Origin of the sequence: Leeuwenhoekiella marinoflava DSM 3653, from assembly GCF_900129005.1 — a bacterium.
GTDB classification, from domain to species: Bacteria; Bacteroidota; Bacteroidia; order Flavobacteriales; family Flavobacteriaceae; genus Leeuwenhoekiella; species Leeuwenhoekiella marinoflava.
In genome coordinates this window covers 38,778-56,655 of the sequence record NZ_FQUN01000012.1, presented here as the reverse complement: position 1 = coordinate 56,655, position 17,878 = coordinate 38,778, and the positions used below count along the sequence as shown (strand labels likewise).

The window sequence follows — 17,878 nt, the reverse complement described above, 5'->3', positions numbered from 1 at the left end:
CATTTTTAAACCGAAGACATGCAAGACGGAATATATGCTAAGTTTCACACCTCAAAAGGTGAAATATTAGTAAAACTAGAACACGAGAAAACACCCGGAACGGTAGGTAACTTTGTTGCTTTAGCCGAAGGGAATCTGGAAAATTCAGCTAAAAAACAAGGAACACCGTATTACGACGGATTGAAATTTCACCGTGTGATTCCAGATTTTATGATTCAGGGTGGTTGCCCACAAGGTACCGGTACCGGAAATCCGGGTTACCAATTTGACGATGAGTTTGACGCCAGCTTAAAGCACGATGCTCCCGGAAAACTTTCTATGGCAAACGCCGGTCCGGGAACAAACGGAAGTCAGTTTTTTATCACCCACACCGCTACGCCTTGGTTAGACGGTAAGCATACCGTTTTTGGAAATGTAATTGAAGGACAGGATATCGTTGATGCAATCGCACAGGGAGATCAGATTGAGACACTTGAAATCATTCGTGAAGGAGAGGAAGCTCAAGACTTTAATGCGGTGGAAGCTTTTAGAACTTTTGAAGGTGCTCGTGAAAAGCGCATTGCAGAAGAGCGTGCAAAAAAAGCAGAGGCTCTTAACAAACTAAGCGAAGGTTTTAAAGAAACTAAAAGCGGATTACGCTACCAGATCATTCAAGAAGGTAACGGTAAAAAAGCAGAAACCGGCAAAACAGTTTCGGTACACTACAAAGGTCAGTTAGCAGACGGTACCGTTTTTGACTCTTCTTATAAAAGAAACCAACCTTTAGATTTTCAGGTAGGTGTAGGTCAGGTAATCGCGGGGTGGGATGAAGGTATTGGCTTACTAAAAGTGGGCGACAAAGCTCGCTTTGTAATTCCTTCAGACTTAGGATACGGAAGTCGCGGTGCAGGTGGAGTGATTCCACCAGATGCGATCCTCGTATTTGACGTAGAGTTAGTGGACGTAAAATAAGGTTTCTCAAACCTGTTGAACAAAAAAAGCCCTTTTTGGGGCTTTTTTTGTTCCTATAGTAAGCCTTGATTTTTGAAAAACTATAGGGTTTTGGTCATCTGTATGCAATTTCTTATCTTAAAAAGAACCAAAAAAATAAAAACTAATGGGAAAAGGAGATCAAAAAACCAAACGTGGAAAAATTCATCGAGGCACTTACGGCAAGTTAAGACCGCGAAAAAACAAAAAGAGAGCTGCCACTACAGCAGATGTACCCACTAAGCAAACTGCTACCAAAACAAAAGAGGCCGGTAAAACGACCTCTGATAAAAGTTTAGCGGAGAAAAAACCCTAATCCGTTAACGAACAAATACAAGTTCATTTTTATCTAAATCGGAGTATTGTTCACTAAAGCCATACCCGTCATAATCAAAGCCCTTGAGCTCTTCTAGGGTCTGTACATCCTTATCTATAAGGTATCGCACCATAGAACCTCGGGCTTTTTTAGCATAAAAAGCGATTATTTTTAGCTTCCCGTTTTTGTAGTCTTTAAAAACCGGAGTGATTACCGGAACTTTCAGTTTTTCAGGTTTAACAGACTTGAAATATTCATTACTCGCCAAATTCAAAAAAAGCTCATCGTCTTTAAGCTCTGCATTTAAAGCTTCGGTGATTTTATCATCCCAAAACTCATACAGATTCTCTGTGCTACCTGATTTTAATTTCGTTCCCATCTCCAAACGATAGGCTTGCATCAAGTCAAAGGGTTTTAAAACTCCGTACAAACCTGAAAGGATGCGCAGCGTATCTTCAAGCTTATCTAACTTTTCTGTCGGAATAGTGTAGGCGTCTAAACCCGTGTACACATCACCATCAAAAGCATAAACTGCTGGACGTGCATTTTCTTTTGTAAAGGGAGTAGAGAATTCTTTATAACGCTGGTAATTGAGGTCAGCCAACTTATCACTGATGTGCATCAGCTCAGCAATCTCAGCTTTGGTCTTGCGCTCTAATTTTTTATTTAAGGTATCAGCCTCCTCTAAAAACTGAGGCTGCGTACTACGTGTCGTAGGTAATTTTGATTCAAAGTCTAAGGACTTTGCCGGTGAAACTACTGCTTTCATTGTGAATTTCTTTTATTCAAAAATAAGCATTCGTAGAATTACCGTATGTTAATCTTGCAATATATGAAGAACAAAATCTAATTGTCTTTTACCTGGCTATCGATAATGCTTTTAAACATTTCTAGTTTGTTTTTAGACAATATCAATTTTTCAAACTCATGATTTGAAATAAATATGATTTTTCGCAGATCACCTGAACCTCTAACTGCTTCAATATACGTATTTCTTGTTAAATAACCTGTAGTAGCAATAATACCCAACTCGGCTAAGCCATTTGTATGCTTAAGTTTATCACTAAAAACTATAAAGGTATTTTTATCCACTTTATCTTTCGGCTTATTTTTACATTCCACGAGAATATATTTGCCAAACTTATTCAAAAAAGGATCAGCGATTTCATTACGGATTATAAGGTCTACCTCATTTAAAGATTTATCAATAATTCTTTTATTAATACTATTAAATCCGATAGATTGAAATAATAAACTTACAAAATGCTCAAATTTCTCGCCTTTACTATAACTATCTGTTTCATTTTTCGCATTTGAGTAATACTCAAGTAATGCATTATTAATTTCATCAGGAGAATTGAACATATCATTATGATATGTTTCAATTTCATTTACCAATTTAGGGATCCAAATATCATAATCTTCTTTATCCAAAACATTTACAATTCTGCCTGTTAAGAAAAGATCTTTAAGTTGAAGTAAATATTCTCCCTTAAATGCTGATACAATTAAAATTTTCGCAAAAGGATTAGTATCAATTATTTTATTAATCAATTCAATTCCATTAAAAGAGAAATCATCCATTCGCAAATCAACAATCGCTAATGAAAAATATCGATTCTCTATAGATTCTATTATACTATCCTCTTCAAATGCACTGAAAAGGTTGTATTCTAAAGGCAACTGCTTTTGAAGACCTTTAACTAATCCAATAGCTTGCTCCTTAACGTCATCAATAATTAGAATACTTCTTTTCATTATTCAATTTTCATTAAAGGTAAAGATATACAAAAATATTTGGTGAATTCCTCATCATCCAAGGAATGATAGGTGATTTTACCATCATAAAGTTCACAGAGGTATTCAGCATGATGTAATCCTATACCTGATCCCCCAGTGTTTGAAACACCATATTCAAAAATCTTATGTTCGATTTTTTTCTCGACCTCTTCTCCATTGTCGAAAATTTTAAGTTTGAAAAAACTATTATCCCTAGAGACGGTAAACTTAATTTTTCTCTTTTTTTCTACTTTGGTTAGAGCTTTAGTAGCATTAATGATAATGTTATTGATCATTTGAATTACTGACTGAAATGGTAAATTGAAATAAATTTCTTCATTAACTTCAATTTCCTTTATTAGAGAGATTTTATTTTCATAAAAGTTGTCTCTATTTAAAAGTTCTACTGCGGTTATTAAATTATTATAAGAAAACTTATCTTCGTCACTATGAGGAACCAATTTTGAAAAATTATCGATGGTTTCTCTCATTATTTTTAAATTCAATTTTATAGTATTCAGGTGATCATCCGTAATTTCTTCAGAAGAATTTGTGCTCACTATACTATCTATACTTTGTATGGAGTTTTTTATATCATGCCTTGCAAAATTACTAAGCATTGTTATATGAATGGCATGAGATTTTGAGATGGCATCAATATTTTTACCATGCCTACCCAATTCTTCTTCAAGTTTTTCTATTCTTCTATTTAAAATAGCAGGATTATTACCTTTCCTTGGAATATATTTTTTATTTCTTTTCGCCATTTACACAATATATATTCGAAATCTTTGACAAAAAATAAAAATCTCCATCATTAAATTAAACCAAACATTATTGGAAAAATAAGCATCAGTATGGAATAATCTGTATTCATTTATCACAAGATTAACATTTAATCCTTAACCCCAACAACTTTCCGCTCATCACTTTCTATAAGTCCGTCACGCAGGCGAATCACGCGATGCGCATGCTCTGCGATATCTTCTTCGTGCGTAACTAAGATTACCGTATTTCCTGCCGCGTGTATGGCATCAAAAAGACTCATAATTTCAATCGAAGTTTTAGAATCCAGGTTTCCGGTAGGTTCATCAGCAAGTATTATAGAAGGCTTATTGACCAAAGCTCTACCCACTGCCACCCGTTGGCGTTGTCCACCAGAAAGTTGGTTGGGCTTATGATCCATACGATCGGCAAGACCTACATCGGTGAGTACTTCACTGGCTCTTGCGTGACGTTCGGTTTTTGAATATCCGGCATATACCATGGGCAATGCCACATTGTCTAAAGCAGTCGTTCTGGGCAGTAAATTAAACGTCTGAAAAACAAAACCGATTTCTTTATTACGCACCTCAGCGAGTTCGTCATCAGTCATCGAACTTACATCACGAGAATTTAAAATATAGGTTCCCGAAGTTGGCGTATCTAAACAGCCTAAAAGGTTCATCAAGGTAGACTTCCCGGAACCCGAAGGACCCATAATCGCTACATATTCTCCTTTATCAATCTGTAAATCTATACCTTTTAAAACGTGCACAATTTCATTCCCGAGCGGAAAATCACGCTTTATGTTTGTAATATCAATTAAGCTAGCCATAAACTGATTTCTAATTTTATCAACACTAAAAGATAGTTGATTTTCAACAATGAGTAGTCAAAATGTGGTTTGAGTTACACTTTTTAGAGTCGAATTTTAAAATGCTCTTTCGCCTGTTCTTTTCTAAAGAATACAAAACCCAACCAAAAACAAGCTACTGTAACCCGTACTTGAGGATGATTTTTAATGTGCTGCCAAGCTTCGGCCATTTGTGGAGACCAATACATATCATCAAAAATCCATACGCTCGCATTGTTAGCTGTTGACAACAATTTTTCAAAATAGTCTAATGTTGCTTCTTTACTGTGATTCCCATCAAAATAAATCAAGTCGTAGTCATTTTGTAAAAGCTCCGGAAGCGTCTCCCTAAAATCCCCGGTGATAATTTCAGTATTTAAAATATCAGATTGAACTAAGTGTTTTTTGGCTAGACCTGAAGTTTTCGGGCAACCTTCTAATGTAGTTATATTACCCGTTTTAGGCAGTGCCAAAGCGGCTGTTGCTAACCCCAACGAAGTGCCTATTTCTAAAATTTCTTTCGGTTTAAAATAAGAAACCACCCGATAAAGCAATTTCATTCTCTTAAAGTTTGCTCCGGCGTGTTTTGCGATGGCTCTAACCTCCCGTCTGTTCGATTTAAAAACCCGTGAACCAGCACCAAAATCGGTCACTTCAATAACGGCATCACTTTTTAATAGTTGATCACGGTAATTTTTTAGAAGTTTATATTCAGGATATTTTTTACGATCGTAAAGACATTTTGTGACAAAAGAAAACACGAAGGGAGAATGAACCCCATGCTGATTGGTTGCCTTTTTTAAGAACTTAAAATATGCTTTGATCAAATACCACATGGGTAATTAGCCTTCCTGTTTCGCACTCAATTCAAACCAGCGCTCGGTGTACTCATCTATTTTATCCTGAATTCCCTGAAGTTCAATAGAGCGTTTATTTATTTCTTCACCAGACAAATCCGGATTCAAAAATTCGGCTTCTTTTTGTTCTTTTTCTTTTTCCATCTTGGCGATATCGCGCTCCAAGCGGTTGTATTCTTTTTGTTCGGTGTAAGACAAGGAACTTACAGCAGTTTTCCAATTCTCTTTATTGGTTTCCTTTTTTACGCTGGGTTTAACGTCTTCTTCCTGAAGTACTGCAGGCCCGGAGTCATAAGCTCTAAAATCGGAATAATTTCCAGGGAAATCTTCAACAATGCCCTGACCTCTAAACACAAATAAATGATCTACAATCTTATCCATAAAATAGCGGTCGTGAGAAACCACAATCAAACAACCCGGATAATCAAGCAGGAAACTTTCAAGGACATTCAATGTTACAATATCCAAATCATTCGTTGGCTCATCCAGAATTAAAAAGTTAGGATTCTGAATCAATACCGTACATAAATACAAACGCTTGCGCTCTCCCCCACTTAGCTTTTCAACAAAATCATATTGCTTTTTACGATCAAAAAGAAAACGCTCTAAAAGTTGACCTGCAGAAATCTGGCGCCCTTTTTTCAGCGGAATATAATCCCCAAATTCTTTGATTACTTCAATTACCTTTTGTCCCGGTTTAATCTGAATACCCTTTTGGGTATAATACCCAAACTGAATGGTCTCCCCAATTACAAGTTTCCCGGAATCCGGAGGCATTTTTTCAGTCAGGATATTGAGGAATGTAGATTTACCGGTACCGTTTTTACCGATGATTCCTATACGGTCTGCACGTTGAAAATTGTAATCGAATTTATCGAGAATCACCCGGTCTTTAAACGACTTAGAAACCTTGTGAAGCTCAACAATCTTACTTCCCAGACGCTCCATATTCAGTTCTAGCTGAACTTCGTGATCATTACGACGCTTGGCCGCTCTATCTTTAATCTCGGCAAAATCATCTATTCTTGATTTTGACTTGGTGGTACGTGCTTTTGGCTGGCGACGCATCCATTCTAATTCCTTTTTAAAAAGCTGTTTTGCTTTACCGGTTTCGGTCTCTTCATTAGCAATACGCGCATCTCTTTTCTCCAGATAATAGGCGTAATTCCCTTTATAATTGTACAGCTTTCCTTCTTCTAATTCTATAATTTCATTACAAACGCGCTCTAAAAAATAGCGGTCGTGCGTAACCATAAATAAGGTAAAATTCTCTTTGGCAAAAAACTGCTCTAACCATTCAATCATTTCAAGATCCAAGTGGTTAGTAGGCTCATCGAGAATCAACAGGTCTGGCTTACTCAGCAACATATTGGCAAGAGCCAAACGCTTTTTCTGCCCTCCACTTAGTTTTTCAACTTTACGATCGAGATCATCCAGCTTTAGCTGAAATAATATTTGCTTGTATTGCGTTTCAAAATCCCAAGCCTGATATGCTTCCATCTGATCAAAAGCCTTCTGATACGTGTCCCCATCGCCCATATTTTCAAGCGCATGCTCATAAGCAGCAATAACTTTAAGAATCTCATTATCGCTGTCAAAAATGGTTTCTTCTACGGTAAGATTAGGATCTAAGTCGGGTTCCTGAGAAAGAAATGCGATTTTGACTCCCTTACGGAAAACCACTTGTCCGCTATCTGGATTTTCGACACCGGCAAGAATATCCAGCATCGATGTTTTCCCGGTTCCGTTTTTAGCGACCAGTCCTATTTTTTGACCTTCATTGATACCAAAAGACAAATCTTCAAACAGAACCCTTTCGCCGAAGGCTTTAGAAATAGATTCTACAGAAACATAATTAATTGCGCTCATAGGCTGCGAATTTAGCCTTTAAAAACGGAGAAAAAAATCTTATTCCCGCAGATTACTTATCAAGAATCTCTTTGATATTGGGTTTAAAATAAGAAGGTCCTTTAAGCACTTTACCATCTTCCCGATAAATAGGTTGCCCATCTGCTCCCAGCTTACTCATATTGCTGCGCTGTATCTCGTCAAAAACCTCCTCAATTTTATACTGCATCCCGTGTTCTAAAATCGTTCCGCAAAGAATGTAGAGCATATCACCAAGTGCATCTGCAACTTCGGTAAGGTCATTGTTAGTAGCAGCTTCAAGATATTCTTCATTTTCTTCTTTCATCAGGTTAAAGCGCAACAAATTCTTTTGTTTACCTAAATCTGCTTGGGGAGCTTCATTTACCCCTAAGCCGAATGCATTGTGGAATTCGGTTACTGCAGCTAATCGTTTTTTCATCGTATTTTTCTGTATTAAAGACTTAATTTTGAATAAAAATACATTAAAATGTTTAGTACGGGTCAGTGGGTTTTTGCCGCAGTTTTCTTTATCGCTTTTGTAATCTTCATCTCAAGAAGTTACCGCAAAGACCGCAAACTTCACAAAAAAGAATACAAAGGCTCCTTCTGGATCTTGATAGGCTTTCTCGTTTTTGTGGGTATTTTATTCCTCATTAAAATCACATTGAATAAATAGTTGCTTTTTACACCAGCTTCTTTGTTAGAATTCCTTAGGGTATGCATTAAATTGTTAAATTAGCAGTTAAAGCTGTTCTTAAATGAAAATATTAAAATACCTATTCTTCCTTTTGCTAATCGTTTTTATAGCAGGCGCCATTTATTTCGCGACTAAAGATGGAAGTTATGAAGTTGAAGAATCAAAAGTTATAAAAGCTCCGGTGAGCTTAGTTTTTGATAAGGTTAATGAATATAAAACTTGGGAACAATGGGGTCCCTGGAAAGAAGAAGACCCTACTATGATTTTTAATTATCCCGAAAATACAAGTGGCGAAGGCGCAAGTTACGCCTGGGATGGTAAAGAAGCTGACGGCTCTATGCGCACCACAGCTGTAATCCCTAACCAGCGCATTGAGCAGGATATAACGTTTATTACTCCCGCTGGCGAGCGCACCGCAAATGTATACTGGCAGTTTGAAGAAGTTGAAGGAGGAACAAAAGTTACTTGGGGAATGCGCGGTGAACACCCATTAATGGATAAAGCCTATTTTACCTTGACCAGCTTTGACTTTGATGCCGAAATGCAGACGATGTACGATAAAGGTTTAAACAACCTATCAATAAATGTTATTGAGGATATGGAAGTTTTCTCGATAAGCGATGTAAAAATCACGCAATATAGCGGTGGGTTTTATATGTATACTACTACCTCAACATCTCTTGAATCTGCAGAAAATAAAGTAAAAGAACTAATTCCACAGGTTAAACGCTTTATGGAAGGTAATAACATTAGCATTTCAGGAAAACCTTTGAGTATTTACAATTCTAAAGACAAAGCTAATAATAGTGCGATTATTTCTAGCGGAATACCCACAACCTCACGTATCGTTGTACCGGAAGACAGTTCTATTTTATGTGGATTTATGCCTTCATATACAGCTGTAAAAACCACACTCACCGGAGATTTAAAAAATCTGGAAGCTGCCTGGAAAAAAGCCGAAGCATATATGGCCTCAAACAATTATCAACCGGCAGAAAACAGCAATCCTTTTGAAATCTATGTGGTAGGCCCTAAAGATAATCCCAATCCTGCAGAATGGGTTACAGAATTATACTTACCCGTACACGTAGAACAGATGAATCTCGAAAATCTTTAAATTATTTTAAACTTTTTAAATAACTAAAAGCTCGCTTCAAAAGTTTTATAGTAGTTTTAACCTAAGAAAGAAATACAATGAAAATCAGTAATACATCATATCGCTCGCTGAAGGTCTATAAGACCCCACCCGACTTGTTGTGTTATAACTCGTAAGAGTCTTTATTTTTAAAAACGCAAAAAGTCTGGTAAATCGCCAGACTTTTTTTTATGCTTATACATCAATGAAAAAACTAGTACATACCTACCTAGATACTTTTAAAGGATTATCAAGAGAAGTCTGGTGGCTTGCCTTAATTACCTTAGTCAACAGAGCCGGCGCTATGGTAATTCCTTTTTTATCACTATATCTAAGAGATGATTTGGGTTTTAGCTTGAGCAATGTAGGTTGGGTTATGACCTGTTTTGGCTTTGGTTCTTTGTTCGGTTCTTGGCTAGGCGGTATACTTTCAGATAAGTTAGGATATTACAAAACTATTTTAATAAGTCTGCTTGCTACTGGCATCGGGTTTTTAGGACTTCAATTTATAAGTAGTTTCTGGGCGGTATGCTTAGGCTTTTTTGCATTGATTGCCGTTGCAGATATGTCTAGACCTGCTTTTTTTGTAGCCCTAAGCGCTTACAGCAAACCAGAAAACAAGACCCGTTCACTAACTTTAATCCGCTTAGCAATAAATCTGGGATTTTCTGCAGGTCCTGCTTTAGGCGGAATTATCATAGCCAGCATCGGTTATTATGGTCTTTTTTGGGCAGATGGAATCACGTGCATTTTAGCCGGAATTCTTTTAATACAAACGCTAAATCCAAAGAAAGCAAAAGTAACCGATCAAGAAGAACGTATCGAAAATCCGTTATCACCGTATAAAGACCAACTTTACATGCTTTTTCTAATTGCTTTAGCCCTCTTTGGAGTTGTTTTTGTGCAGTATTTCTCAACGGTACCTGTATTCTATAAAGAAGTTCGTTTTTTAACCGAATCTCAAATCGGGCTTTTATTAGGGCTTAACGGTTTATTGATTTTTGTTTTTGAAATGCCACTCATCGCTTTTATGGAGCGTAAAGGATGGAATCAAATAGCTAATGTTATTAGCGGCTTTATACTTACAGGATTGAGTTTTGGATTTTTCTACCTGATGGGCTGGAATGGCTTTTTAGTAATCGGGATGATTGTTGTTACGCTGGGTGAAATGATTGCTTTTCCTTTTGGAAATGCTTTTGCGCTACGCCGGGCTAAACTAGGAAGACAAGGTGCTTATATGGGATTGTACAGCATGTCATTTTCACTGGCTCATATCTTTGGTCATAACAGCGGGATGCAACTCGTTAATGCATTTGGTTATAACAAAACCTGGCTGGTTATGGCAGCAATAAGTTTAGCAGGAATTCTATTGCTACTCTATGTAAAAAAGAAAAGTCTGAAACTTAAAATTTAGACTTACCTAAATAGTTTTTTATAAGTTCGTTGTAAACCGGCTTTATTTTTAGCAACTCGGTATTGGGTATTTCATAAAGTGTATCGTAAGAAGTATACCCTTGCTTTAGTAATTCTTCCAGATAAAAATAAGCCGTATTGTAATCTTCATCTTGAGCTGAAAGATTTATAATGTCTATATAAGACTGGTAGTCGTCGGGCTGTAGCATAGTGATAAGCACATTAGAAAAAATACGCTGATCTATAAGACCAACCCTATTTAAAGTAAGAAAGTCTTTTAACGTATAGTCTATGTAACCAAGCATACGTTTTGCGACGTTTTGCTCTTTAGGTTTCAGCGAATCTTTAGCCGCTAATTTAAAATCATTTATTCTACTATCCCAATATCCTAGATTATCGAAATTAGCCAGTGCTATATCTTCCTCTAAAAAGTAGGAGATATCATCTAATAAAAGCGTCTCTTCAAGTTTACCTCCTTTACGTTTACGCTTTGCTAACGTATAGCTATCTGAACGTCTTAATGAACGCTGCACATCTCTTATAGGATCTAAATCTACATTTCCCCTATAATCACTTTTTAAATCAGTTACCAGATCATAAGCGGTAAGGTATTCTTCTTGTGCAATTAAATTTTCTACGGTATTTAAATCAAACTTAGCCTGTTTTTGCCAGGTTGTGTCAGATACTTCTATATTAAGGCGTTCTAAATTGAGATGCGAAAGCCTATTGATTAGTGTTCCCAAAAAAGCCGCACTAGGCCAAACATTAGTATTGCTGTATTCATATAAAGTATTATCACTATCAAAAGTGCGCATCATACTAAAATAGTCTGCCATCTGATAGTAATTTGCTGAACCTTCACCTATGACCCCCATAACCCTATTTCTTTTAGAACGCTGTAAATACTGATTGGCATAAAACACATCGTCTATAAGAAGTAAGTTTGTAGAACCGGTAATTATGTAAGAAACAGCACTTGCTACCTGAGCCCCACTTTTTAATCCAGCCATATAGACCTCATTTTTATTTATAGCCACTTTCAAAAAAACATCCCGCATAATCTGCACAGCCGTATTTGCATTAACATCAAGACTATCTATATCGTTAAATAAAGGTTTATTATTAGCAGCAATCACAAAGTTCTGACCATCTATACTTGATGCAAAAAGACGTGCTGCGCGGGTGCCCTCTCCTTCTGGATCAAAAACAAACAAAACCTTTGCCGGTTTGTCTATCTCGTAACTTTTTGGTAAAAAAATCGAATAGGAAATATCAAGCGTATCGCTCGCCACTTTAGTTTCTGTGACTAATCCTCTAAGTAAAGTTTCTTGGCATAATACCATTGAAGAAGTAAGCAATAAAACAAAGAATAAAACTTTTCGCATAGGTCTTTATAAAAAATACAACAATAATTGTGCTACAATTTAGGCAATAAAAAAACTGCTTTGTATTAAAGCAGTTTTAAATATAAGGGTGAAAGCGTATAAATTTTTAGGATTCTACGCGTTGAGCAACTTGTTTAGGATTTTTCTTAAATAAGAAGTTAGCAAACAATGAAACTACAAAAAGGTCTGCAGCTATAAGAAATACAATGCGTGCTGCTTCGGTTGCCCAAAGATCAAAACCTCCAAAACCATATATTCCTGCTACAACTGCTAGTATCAAAAAAGGAAGCGTAAATCGTTTCATCATCGTGTATTTTTAATTATTAACTGGTGTAAAATTATGCTGATAATCAAGTGCTTTATCCCAATAAAATCCTAATTACTATATTTTTAACGATAACAACATAAATATGTTAACAGCTTCAGAAAGCAACCAAGCTTGTATCAAGCCTATCAGTCTGACAAAGGCAGGTCCGCAACGGATTAGAAGGAAACAACCTTTGACTTCGAGGTAAACTTCGCAGCACCAACCTTTGGTAGGCAGGTTTAAATCTCGATTATCGAGTAAGCTTTTCAAGCTCTTACGACTCAATTAAAGAACACGTTTACTCGTTTAGATTACAGATGCTATTTGCCATACAGTTTGTATCTTTACACCGCAAAAAAATTGGAATGAATACCGAAACCACTATAGCTCCTGTTCGCACCCCAAAACCAAAATGGTTACGGGTCAAATTACCCACAGGAAAAAAGTATACTGAATTAAGAAGTCTCGTAGATAAGTACGACTTACATACTATTTGTACTTCAGGAAGTTGCCCAAATATGGGAGAATGCTGGAGTGAGGGTACGGCTACATTTATGATTCTGGGAAATGTTTGCACCCGTTCTTGTGGTTTTTGTGGAGTAAAAACCGGAAGACCGGATACTCTGGATTGGGAAGAACCTGAGAAAGTGGCGCGTTCTATTAAATTAATGGGTATAAAGCACGCTGTAGTTACGTCGGTAGATCGTGATGATCTTAAAGATATGGGTTCTATTATGTGGGCTGAAACGGTAAAGGCCATCAGACGTATGAATCCTGAAACTACACTTGAAACGCTTATTCCAGATTTTCAAGGAAATGAACGCAATATAGACCGCATCGTTGAGGTTTCTCCTGAAGTGGTTTCTCATAATATGGAAACCGTTAAACGTCTTACACGCGAAGTGCGTATTCAAGCACAATATGAACGCAGTTTAGGTGTTTTAAAATACTTGAAACAACAAGGCATCAGAAGAACAAAATCTGGAATTATGTTAGGTCTTGGGGAAACTGAAGAAGAAGTTCTTCAAACTATGCGTGACTTGAGAGACGCTGATGTAGATGTTGTAACCATTGGTCAATATTTACAACCTTCTAAAAAACACTTAGAAGTTAAGCAGTTTATCACACCGGATCAGTTTAAAAAATATGAAGTCTTAGGTTTAGAAATGGGCTTCCGTCACGTTGAGAGTAGCGCGCTGGTACGTTCTTCATACAAGGCTCAGAGACACATCAACTAGCACTTAATTAAATGGCTAAAATCAAAATCGGTATAAACGGTTTTGGACGCATAGGCAGAAGACTTTTTCGTCTTTTGAATGAGCATCCGGCTATTGAAGTTGTAGCCGTTAACGACAAAGCAGATGGCGCTACACTTGCCCATCTTCTAAAATACGACAGCATTCACGGTATTTTCAATGCTGATATAAATTTTATCGAAGGCTTTTTAACTGTAAACAATAGTCGTATAAAATTATATCAACAAAACGAACCTCAAAATATTCCGTGGAGTGACCACAAGTTAGATTTTGTAGTAGAAGCTACTGGGAAATTTAAGACCTATGATTCTCTAAAAGGGCATCTAACTGCAGGTGCACCTAAAGTTATTTTGAGTGTTCCGCCTGCAGATGACAGCATTAAAACTATTGTTCTTGGTGTTAATGAGAATTTGATAACCGGTGATGAGCAAATTATTTCTAATGCAAGTTGCACTACAAACAATGCAGCTCCAATGATTAAAGTCGTCAAAGATCTCTGTGGAATCAAACAAGCTTACATAACTACAGTACATTCGTATACGACCGACCAAAGCTTGCACGATCAACCGCATCCTGATTTAAGAAGAGCTCGGGCTGCAGGTCAATCTATCATACCTACAACAACAGGAGCAGCAAAAGCCTTGACTAAAATATTTCCAGATCTCGGTGATGTTATAGGAGGTTGTGGCATACGCGTACCGGTTGCTAACGGCTCCCTGACAGACGTAACACTCAACGTAGAACGAGAAACCACAATTGAAGAAATCAACAATGCATTTCGAAAAGCTGCAGAAGGATCTTTAAAAGGAATTCTTCAATACACCACTGTTCCTTTAGTCTCTATAGATATTATAGGAAATGAACACTCGTGTATCGTTGATGGTCAGATGACTTCGGTGATAGGTAACTTGGTGAAACTCATAGGATGGTATGATAATGAGACCGGATACGCATCAAGACTTATTGATCTTATTCTAAAATTATCTTAAATATTTCAACAGTTTTTTACCGTTATTTCTGCAAAGTGGCTATATTAGTAACTCAATGAAAACAATAATGCCGCTCGACAGAAAACTACTTGTCGCTTTTTTGCTTTTTTTCTCAGTCCTTGGTTTCAGTCAGAAATCAAGCAGCACTGAAAATGCGCAAAATATAAAAATTGATTCATTGCTCTTAAAGGGTGCTATGGCAATGGATCAGGCAAACTTTGATGAAGCGGTTGTTAAATTTAAAGAAGCTGAATCTTTATCTAAAAAATCAAAAAACAGCAGTAGTGTCGCTATTAGTAACCAACTTCTGGGAAAGATCTATTTTGAACGTGGTGAAACCGAATTTGCAGCAAACTACATTCTTAACGCAATAAAACTTCATCAAGAACTTCAGGATCTCAACAACCTTGGTCAAGACTATTTAATTTATAGTCAGATTCTCATAAAAACAGGAAATAGCGCAAAAGCACTACCCTTTCTAGAAAATGCAGAACTTATATTTTCCAATTCGCGGGATGACGACTCTAGAACCCTACTCGCAACAGCATACCTCTATGAAGGAAACATTTTACAGGAGCTAAAAAACAATCAGGAAGCATTACTTAAATATCAAGAAGCGCTTTCTATTCTTCAGAAAGTAAAGGTTAAAAATCACTATTTACTAGGTCGGGTAAACCTGCAGGAAGGTCGGGTAAATTATAACCTCAACCAGTTTACAAAAAGCTTAGAGTTTGCAAACCGAGCATACGATATAAGTCTTAGCAAAAACTTTCCACAAATTGAAGTGGATGCGCTTGCTCTTCTTAGCAAGATTTACAATAAGATTCAGGATTATGAAAAAGCATATGTTAACCTGGCTCTTTACAATCAAAAAAAACAAACCTATTTTGGTGACCTCAACTCTGAAGTCAGAGAAACTGCGATTAAAAACGCGTTACTTTCAAGTATAAATCCTGAAGATTTTGATCCCGGCAAACGCGTGCAAGCCAACAAGATAACAACAGTTCTTATCATTGCGCTTTTTACCATTCTGTGTTTATTAGCGCTTTCGCTTTATAAAAACAACAATCTTAGAGCAAAAGCAAATGAGCTACTTCAAGCTAAAAATGCTGAGCTTGTAATTGCTAAAGAAAATGCTGAAAAGGCTTCCATTGTAAAAGCTCAATTTTTGTCTACCATCACGCACGAACTACGTACTCCTATGTATGCCGTTACCGGACTTACACACTTATTACTGAGTGAAAATCCTACTGAAGAGCAAAAGAAACACCTCGACTCTCTTAAATTTTCCGGAGAATATTTACTCTCACTCATTAACAATATTTTGGACCTCAATAAACTTGAGGCTGATAAGGTTGAAGTCGAACAGGCTACCTTCAACCTGCGCAAGCGAGTAGATGATGTACTTTTTGCCTTAGAACGCTCTGCGCAAGAAAAAGGCAATAAACTGAATCTGGAATACGATAATGAAATACCCGAGCAGATCATTGGAGATCCGCTAATGATTTCTCAAATTCTTATAAACCTCATCGGGAACGGAAATAAGTTTACACGCGACGGCGATATATTCATAAGAATCAAACAATTAAGTCACAACGAAACCCAAACCTACCTGCATTTTGAAGTTGAAGATACCGGTGAAGGAATCAGTAAAAAGAAACAAAAAGACATCTTTCAGAATTTTACTCAAGGCTCTGTACAAATCAATAGAAAATTTGGGGGTACCGGCCTGGGATTGTCTATTGTTAAACGTCTTCTTACGCTACAGAAAAGTAATATTGAACTGGAAAGCACCTTAGGAAAGGGCTCTAAATTCTTTTTTGATATTAAATACGGATTGGCAAAATCTAAAAATAACGAACCCGAAGAACGCGTGTACGAAATTGATTACGAAGCCTTAAAAGGCAGAAAACTCTTGGTCGTTGAAGACAACAAGATCAACCAGATGATTACACGTAAAATTCTTGAGAAAAACGAGATGGAATGCGAAGTAGCAGACAATGGGGAGATCGCAATAGAAAAAGTTCGTTTTGATAATTTTGATTTGGTACTAATGGATATTCACATGCCGGGAATAAGCGGTATTGAAGCGACTCAAAAGATTAGAGAATTCAATAAAGATGTGCCCATTCTCGCGCTAACAGCGGTTACTATTGATGAAAATATAGATGATTTTTATCTGGCCGGTTTCAATGACATTATCCCAAAACCGTATAAGGTTGAAGAGTTCTTCTTCAAGATACACAACGCTCTTAAGCGTAAAAACGTCATTCTTTAAGCCTCTTTAGACTTCACAAAGCCTTTGATTCGGTTATCAAAATCAGTTTGCTTATTGAGCAGCTTAAAACAAATTGGAATATAATATAATGCTGCCTTTTTCAATTTCCCACGGAGACGCACATAATCTTTTTCGGTAGTGATTATGATTTTCTGACGATCAAGATCTGCTAATTCAGCATCCGCAAAATTATGATGATCACCGAATTCAAAATGTTTATACCTCACCCCTTTCTGGTTCAAATAATCTAAAAATGGTTTGGGTTTTGCTATTCCGGTAACAACAGCTACCTCTTCTTTAATTAATGAATTAAATGTTACCGCTCCTGATTCTCCTTGTAAAGAACCATACGCTATCGCCGCAAAAAACACCGGAGCATCAGAATACGTTTTAATTTTCTGTTCAATCTGCTTTTGCTGATCAACGCTTAAATTTTCAGGGCATTTAGTAACTACGATAATATCTGCCCGCTCTGCACCGCCCCTCGATTCGCGCAAGTTTCCGGCAGGTAAAATCAGGTCTTTATAAAAAAGATCATTATAAGCCGTAAGCATGATCAACAATCCGGGTGACACCTTTCTATGTTGAAAAACGTCGTCCAAAACAACCACCTCAGGCTGAATGCTTTTCTTACGTAAAATCGACACACCCTCCACCCTACTTTCACAAACTGCCACTTGAACATCTTTAAACTTTCGGGCAAATTGCAGCGGTTCATCTCCCACTTCAGAAGCTAAAGAATCTGGTTTTACATCATAATATCCTTTGGTGCTTCTTCCGTAACCTCTGCTTAAAGTCGCAAGTTTATGCGTATCTTTTAATAGCTTCAAAACATACTCAGTCATTGGAGATTTTCCGGTTCCTCCTACAGAAAGATTTCCTATTCCTATTAGTGGGAAGTCATATTCCTGAGAATCAAAAATATTCGTATCAAAAAAATAATTACGCAGGCGTGTGACACCGTCATACGGAACAGAAAATGGCCAGAGAATTTTACGCAATTGTTTCACAGC

General features: G+C 36.9%; 17 protein-coding genes and 1 pseudogene. 8 read left to right on the top strand and 10 right to left on the bottom strand.

The features are described 5' to 3' along the window. Window positions 1-18 precede the first annotated feature (18 nt). Window positions 19-951, top strand: a complete 933-nt coding sequence (locus BUB91_RS11915) for a peptidylprolyl isomerase (RefSeq protein WP_073099465.1) — start codon at window positions 19-21, stop codon at window positions 949-951. 145 nt (window positions 952-1,096) lie between these two features. After that, window positions 1,097-1,180, top strand: a pseudogene (locus tag BUB91_RS21295) (30S ribosomal protein THX); the annotation flags it as partial. A 109-nt stretch (window positions 1,181-1,289) separates the two neighbouring features. Here BUB91_RS21295 and yaaA read toward each other — a convergent pair. The 7 genes from yaaA to BUB91_RS11875 all read right to left on the bottom strand — a co-directional run bounded on the left by yaaA (window position 1,290) and on the right by BUB91_RS11875 (window position 7,844). Then, window positions 1,290-2,054 (bottom strand): peroxide stress protein YaaA, encoded by a 765-nt coding sequence (gene yaaA, locus BUB91_RS11905; RefSeq protein ID WP_073099463.1) that lies wholly within the window; start codon window positions 2,052-2,054, stop codon window positions 1,290-1,292. Window positions 2,055-2,131: 77 nt separating this feature from the next. Continuing rightward, on the bottom strand, window positions 2,132-3,043 hold the full coding sequence (locus BUB91_RS11900; protein WP_073099462.1) for a restriction endonuclease: 912 nt from the start codon (window positions 3,041-3,043) through the stop codon (window positions 2,132-2,134). Beyond that, window positions 3,043-3,831 carry an ATP-binding protein gene (locus tag BUB91_RS11895; RefSeq protein ID WP_073099461.1) on the bottom strand — a complete coding sequence of 263 codons (789 nt, stop codon included), beginning with the start codon at window positions 3,829-3,831 and terminating at the stop codon, window positions 3,043-3,045. Before BUB91_RS11895 ends, BUB91_RS11900 begins: the two co-directional genes overlap by 1 nt. A 128-nt stretch (window positions 3,832-3,959) precedes the next feature. Then, complete coding sequence (locus BUB91_RS11890) at window positions 3,960-4,661, bottom strand: ABC transporter ATP-binding protein (protein WP_073099460.1); 702 nt, start codon at window positions 4,659-4,661, stop codon at window positions 3,960-3,962. Between the two features lie 83 nt (window positions 4,662-4,744). Beyond that, window positions 4,745-5,515, bottom strand: a complete 771-nt coding sequence (locus tag BUB91_RS11885; protein ID WP_073099459.1) for an O-methyltransferase — start codon at window positions 5,513-5,515, stop codon at window positions 4,745-4,747. Window positions 5,516-5,521: 6 nt separating this feature from the next. Continuing rightward, the gene (locus tag BUB91_RS11880) at window positions 5,522-7,396 is read right to left on the bottom strand and encodes an ABC-F family ATP-binding cassette domain-containing protein (RefSeq protein ID WP_073099634.1); all 1,875 of its coding nucleotides are present in this window, start codon (window positions 7,394-7,396) and stop codon (window positions 5,522-5,524) included. Between the two features lie 61 nt (window positions 7,397-7,457). Continuing rightward, window positions 7,458-7,844 carry a pyrophosphohydrolase domain-containing protein gene (locus tag BUB91_RS11875; RefSeq protein WP_073099457.1) on the bottom strand — a complete coding sequence of 129 codons (387 nt, stop codon included), beginning with the start codon at window positions 7,842-7,844 and terminating at the stop codon, window positions 7,458-7,460. Between the two features lie 48 nt (window positions 7,845-7,892). On the opposite strand from BUB91_RS11875, the gene BUB91_RS11870 reads away from it, so the two are divergent. From BUB91_RS11870 to BUB91_RS11860, 3 genes are all read left to right on the top strand, one after another. Then, window positions 7,893-8,081, top strand: a complete 189-nt coding sequence (locus tag BUB91_RS11870) for a hypothetical protein (protein ID WP_073099455.1) — start codon at window positions 7,893-7,895, stop codon at window positions 8,079-8,081. Window positions 8,082-8,163: 82 nt separating this feature from the next. Then, window positions 8,164-9,219, top strand: coding sequence for an SRPBCC family protein (locus BUB91_RS11865; protein ID WP_073099450.1), 1,056 nt, complete (start codon window positions 8,164-8,166; stop codon window positions 9,217-9,219). Window positions 9,220-9,442: 223 nt separating this feature from the next. Continuing rightward, entirely contained in the window at window positions 9,443-10,651 is a 1,209-nt protein-coding gene (locus BUB91_RS11860) for an MDR family MFS transporter (protein WP_073099449.1), read from the top strand. Here the strand turns inward: BUB91_RS11860 and BUB91_RS11855 are convergent. After that, entirely contained in the window at window positions 10,641-12,035 is a 1,395-nt protein-coding gene (locus BUB91_RS11855) for an alpha/beta hydrolase family protein (RefSeq protein WP_128759386.1), read from the bottom strand. The genes BUB91_RS11860 and BUB91_RS11855 overlap by 11 nt on opposite strands. A 106-nt stretch (window positions 12,036-12,141) precedes the next feature. After that, on the bottom strand, window positions 12,142-12,342 hold the full coding sequence (locus tag BUB91_RS11850; RefSeq protein WP_241652660.1) for a DUF1328 domain-containing protein: 201 nt from the start codon (window positions 12,340-12,342) through the stop codon (window positions 12,142-12,144). 365 nt (window positions 12,343-12,707) lie between these two features. Here BUB91_RS11850 and lipA point away from each other — a divergent pair, with 365 nt between their 5' ends. The 3 genes from lipA to BUB91_RS11835 are packed head-to-tail and all read left to right on the top strand — an operon-like array spanning window position 12,708 to window position 16,865. Continuing rightward, window positions 12,708-13,580, top strand: a complete 873-nt coding sequence (lipA, locus tag BUB91_RS11845; protein WP_073099633.1) for a lipoyl synthase — start codon at window positions 12,708-12,710, stop codon at window positions 13,578-13,580. 11 nt (window positions 13,581-13,591) lie between these two features. Next, the gene (gene gap / locus BUB91_RS11840; RefSeq protein WP_073099446.1) at window positions 13,592-14,587 is read left to right on the top strand and encodes a type I glyceraldehyde-3-phosphate dehydrogenase; all 996 of its coding nucleotides are present in this window, start codon (window positions 13,592-13,594) and stop codon (window positions 14,585-14,587) included. Window positions 14,588-14,642: 55 nt separating this feature from the next. Beyond that, window positions 14,643-16,865, top strand: coding sequence for a tetratricopeptide repeat-containing hybrid sensor histidine kinase/response regulator (locus BUB91_RS11835; RefSeq protein ID WP_241652659.1), 2,223 nt, complete (start codon window positions 14,643-14,645; stop codon window positions 16,863-16,865). Here the strand turns inward: BUB91_RS11835 and lpxK are convergent. Continuing rightward, a complete protein-coding gene (lpxK, locus tag BUB91_RS11830) occupies window positions 16,862-17,875 on the bottom strand; it encodes a tetraacyldisaccharide 4'-kinase (protein WP_073099444.1) in 1,014 nt (337 codons plus the stop codon). The genes BUB91_RS11835 and lpxK overlap by 4 nt on opposite strands. Window positions 17,876-17,878 lie beyond the last annotated feature (3 nt).

What these genes read in the sequence shown, in the direction of transcription:
- BUB91_RS11835 (WP_241652659.1), top strand. Translation starts at nt 14,643, where the DNA reads ATGAAAACAATAATGCCGCTCGACAGAAAACTACTTGTCGCTTTTTTG.
- BUB91_RS11860 (WP_073099449.1), top strand. Translation starts at nt 9,443, where the DNA reads ATGAAAAAACTAGTACATACCTACCTAGATACTTTTAAAGGATTATCA.
- BUB91_RS11900 (WP_073099462.1), bottom strand. Translation starts at nt 3,043, where the DNA reads ATGAAAAGAAGTATTCTAATTATTGATGACGTTAAGGAGCAAGCTATT.
- BUB91_RS11855 (WP_128759386.1), bottom strand. Translation starts at nt 12,035, where the DNA reads ATGCGAAAAGTTTTATTCTTTGTTTTATTGCTTACTTCTTCAATGGTA.
- BUB91_RS11865 (WP_073099450.1), top strand. Translation starts at nt 8,164, where the DNA reads ATGAAAATATTAAAATACCTATTCTTCCTTTTGCTAATCGTTTTTATA.
- gap (WP_073099446.1), top strand. Translation starts at nt 13,592, where the DNA reads ATGGCTAAAATCAAAATCGGTATAAACGGTTTTGGACGCATAGGCAGA.
- BUB91_RS11870 (WP_073099455.1), top strand. Translation starts at nt 7,893, where the DNA reads ATGTTTAGTACGGGTCAGTGGGTTTTTGCCGCAGTTTTCTTTATCGCT.
- lipA (WP_073099633.1), top strand. Translation starts at nt 12,708, where the DNA reads ATGAATACCGAAACCACTATAGCTCCTGTTCGCACCCCAAAACCAAAA.
- BUB91_RS11875 (WP_073099457.1), bottom strand. Translation starts at nt 7,844, where the DNA reads ATGAAAAAACGATTAGCTGCAGTAACCGAATTCCACAATGCATTCGGC.
- BUB91_RS11890 (WP_073099460.1), bottom strand. Translation starts at nt 4,661, where the DNA reads ATGGCTAGCTTAATTGATATTACAAACATAAAGCGTGATTTTCCGCTC.
- BUB91_RS11915 (WP_073099465.1), top strand. Translation starts at nt 19, where the DNA reads ATGCAAGACGGAATATATGCTAAGTTTCACACCTCAAAAGGTGAAATA.
- BUB91_RS11885 (WP_073099459.1), bottom strand. Translation starts at nt 5,515, where the DNA reads ATGTGGTATTTGATCAAAGCATATTTTAAGTTCTTAAAAAAGGCAACC.
- BUB91_RS11850 (WP_241652660.1), bottom strand. Translation starts at nt 12,342, where the DNA reads ATGATGAAACGATTTACGCTTCCTTTTTTGATACTAGCAGTTGTAGCA.
- yaaA (WP_073099463.1), bottom strand. Translation starts at nt 2,054, where the DNA reads ATGAAAGCAGTAGTTTCACCGGCAAAGTCCTTAGACTTTGAATCAAAA.
- BUB91_RS11895 (WP_073099461.1), bottom strand. Translation starts at nt 3,831, where the DNA reads ATGGCGAAAAGAAATAAAAAATATATTCCAAGGAAAGGTAATAATCCT.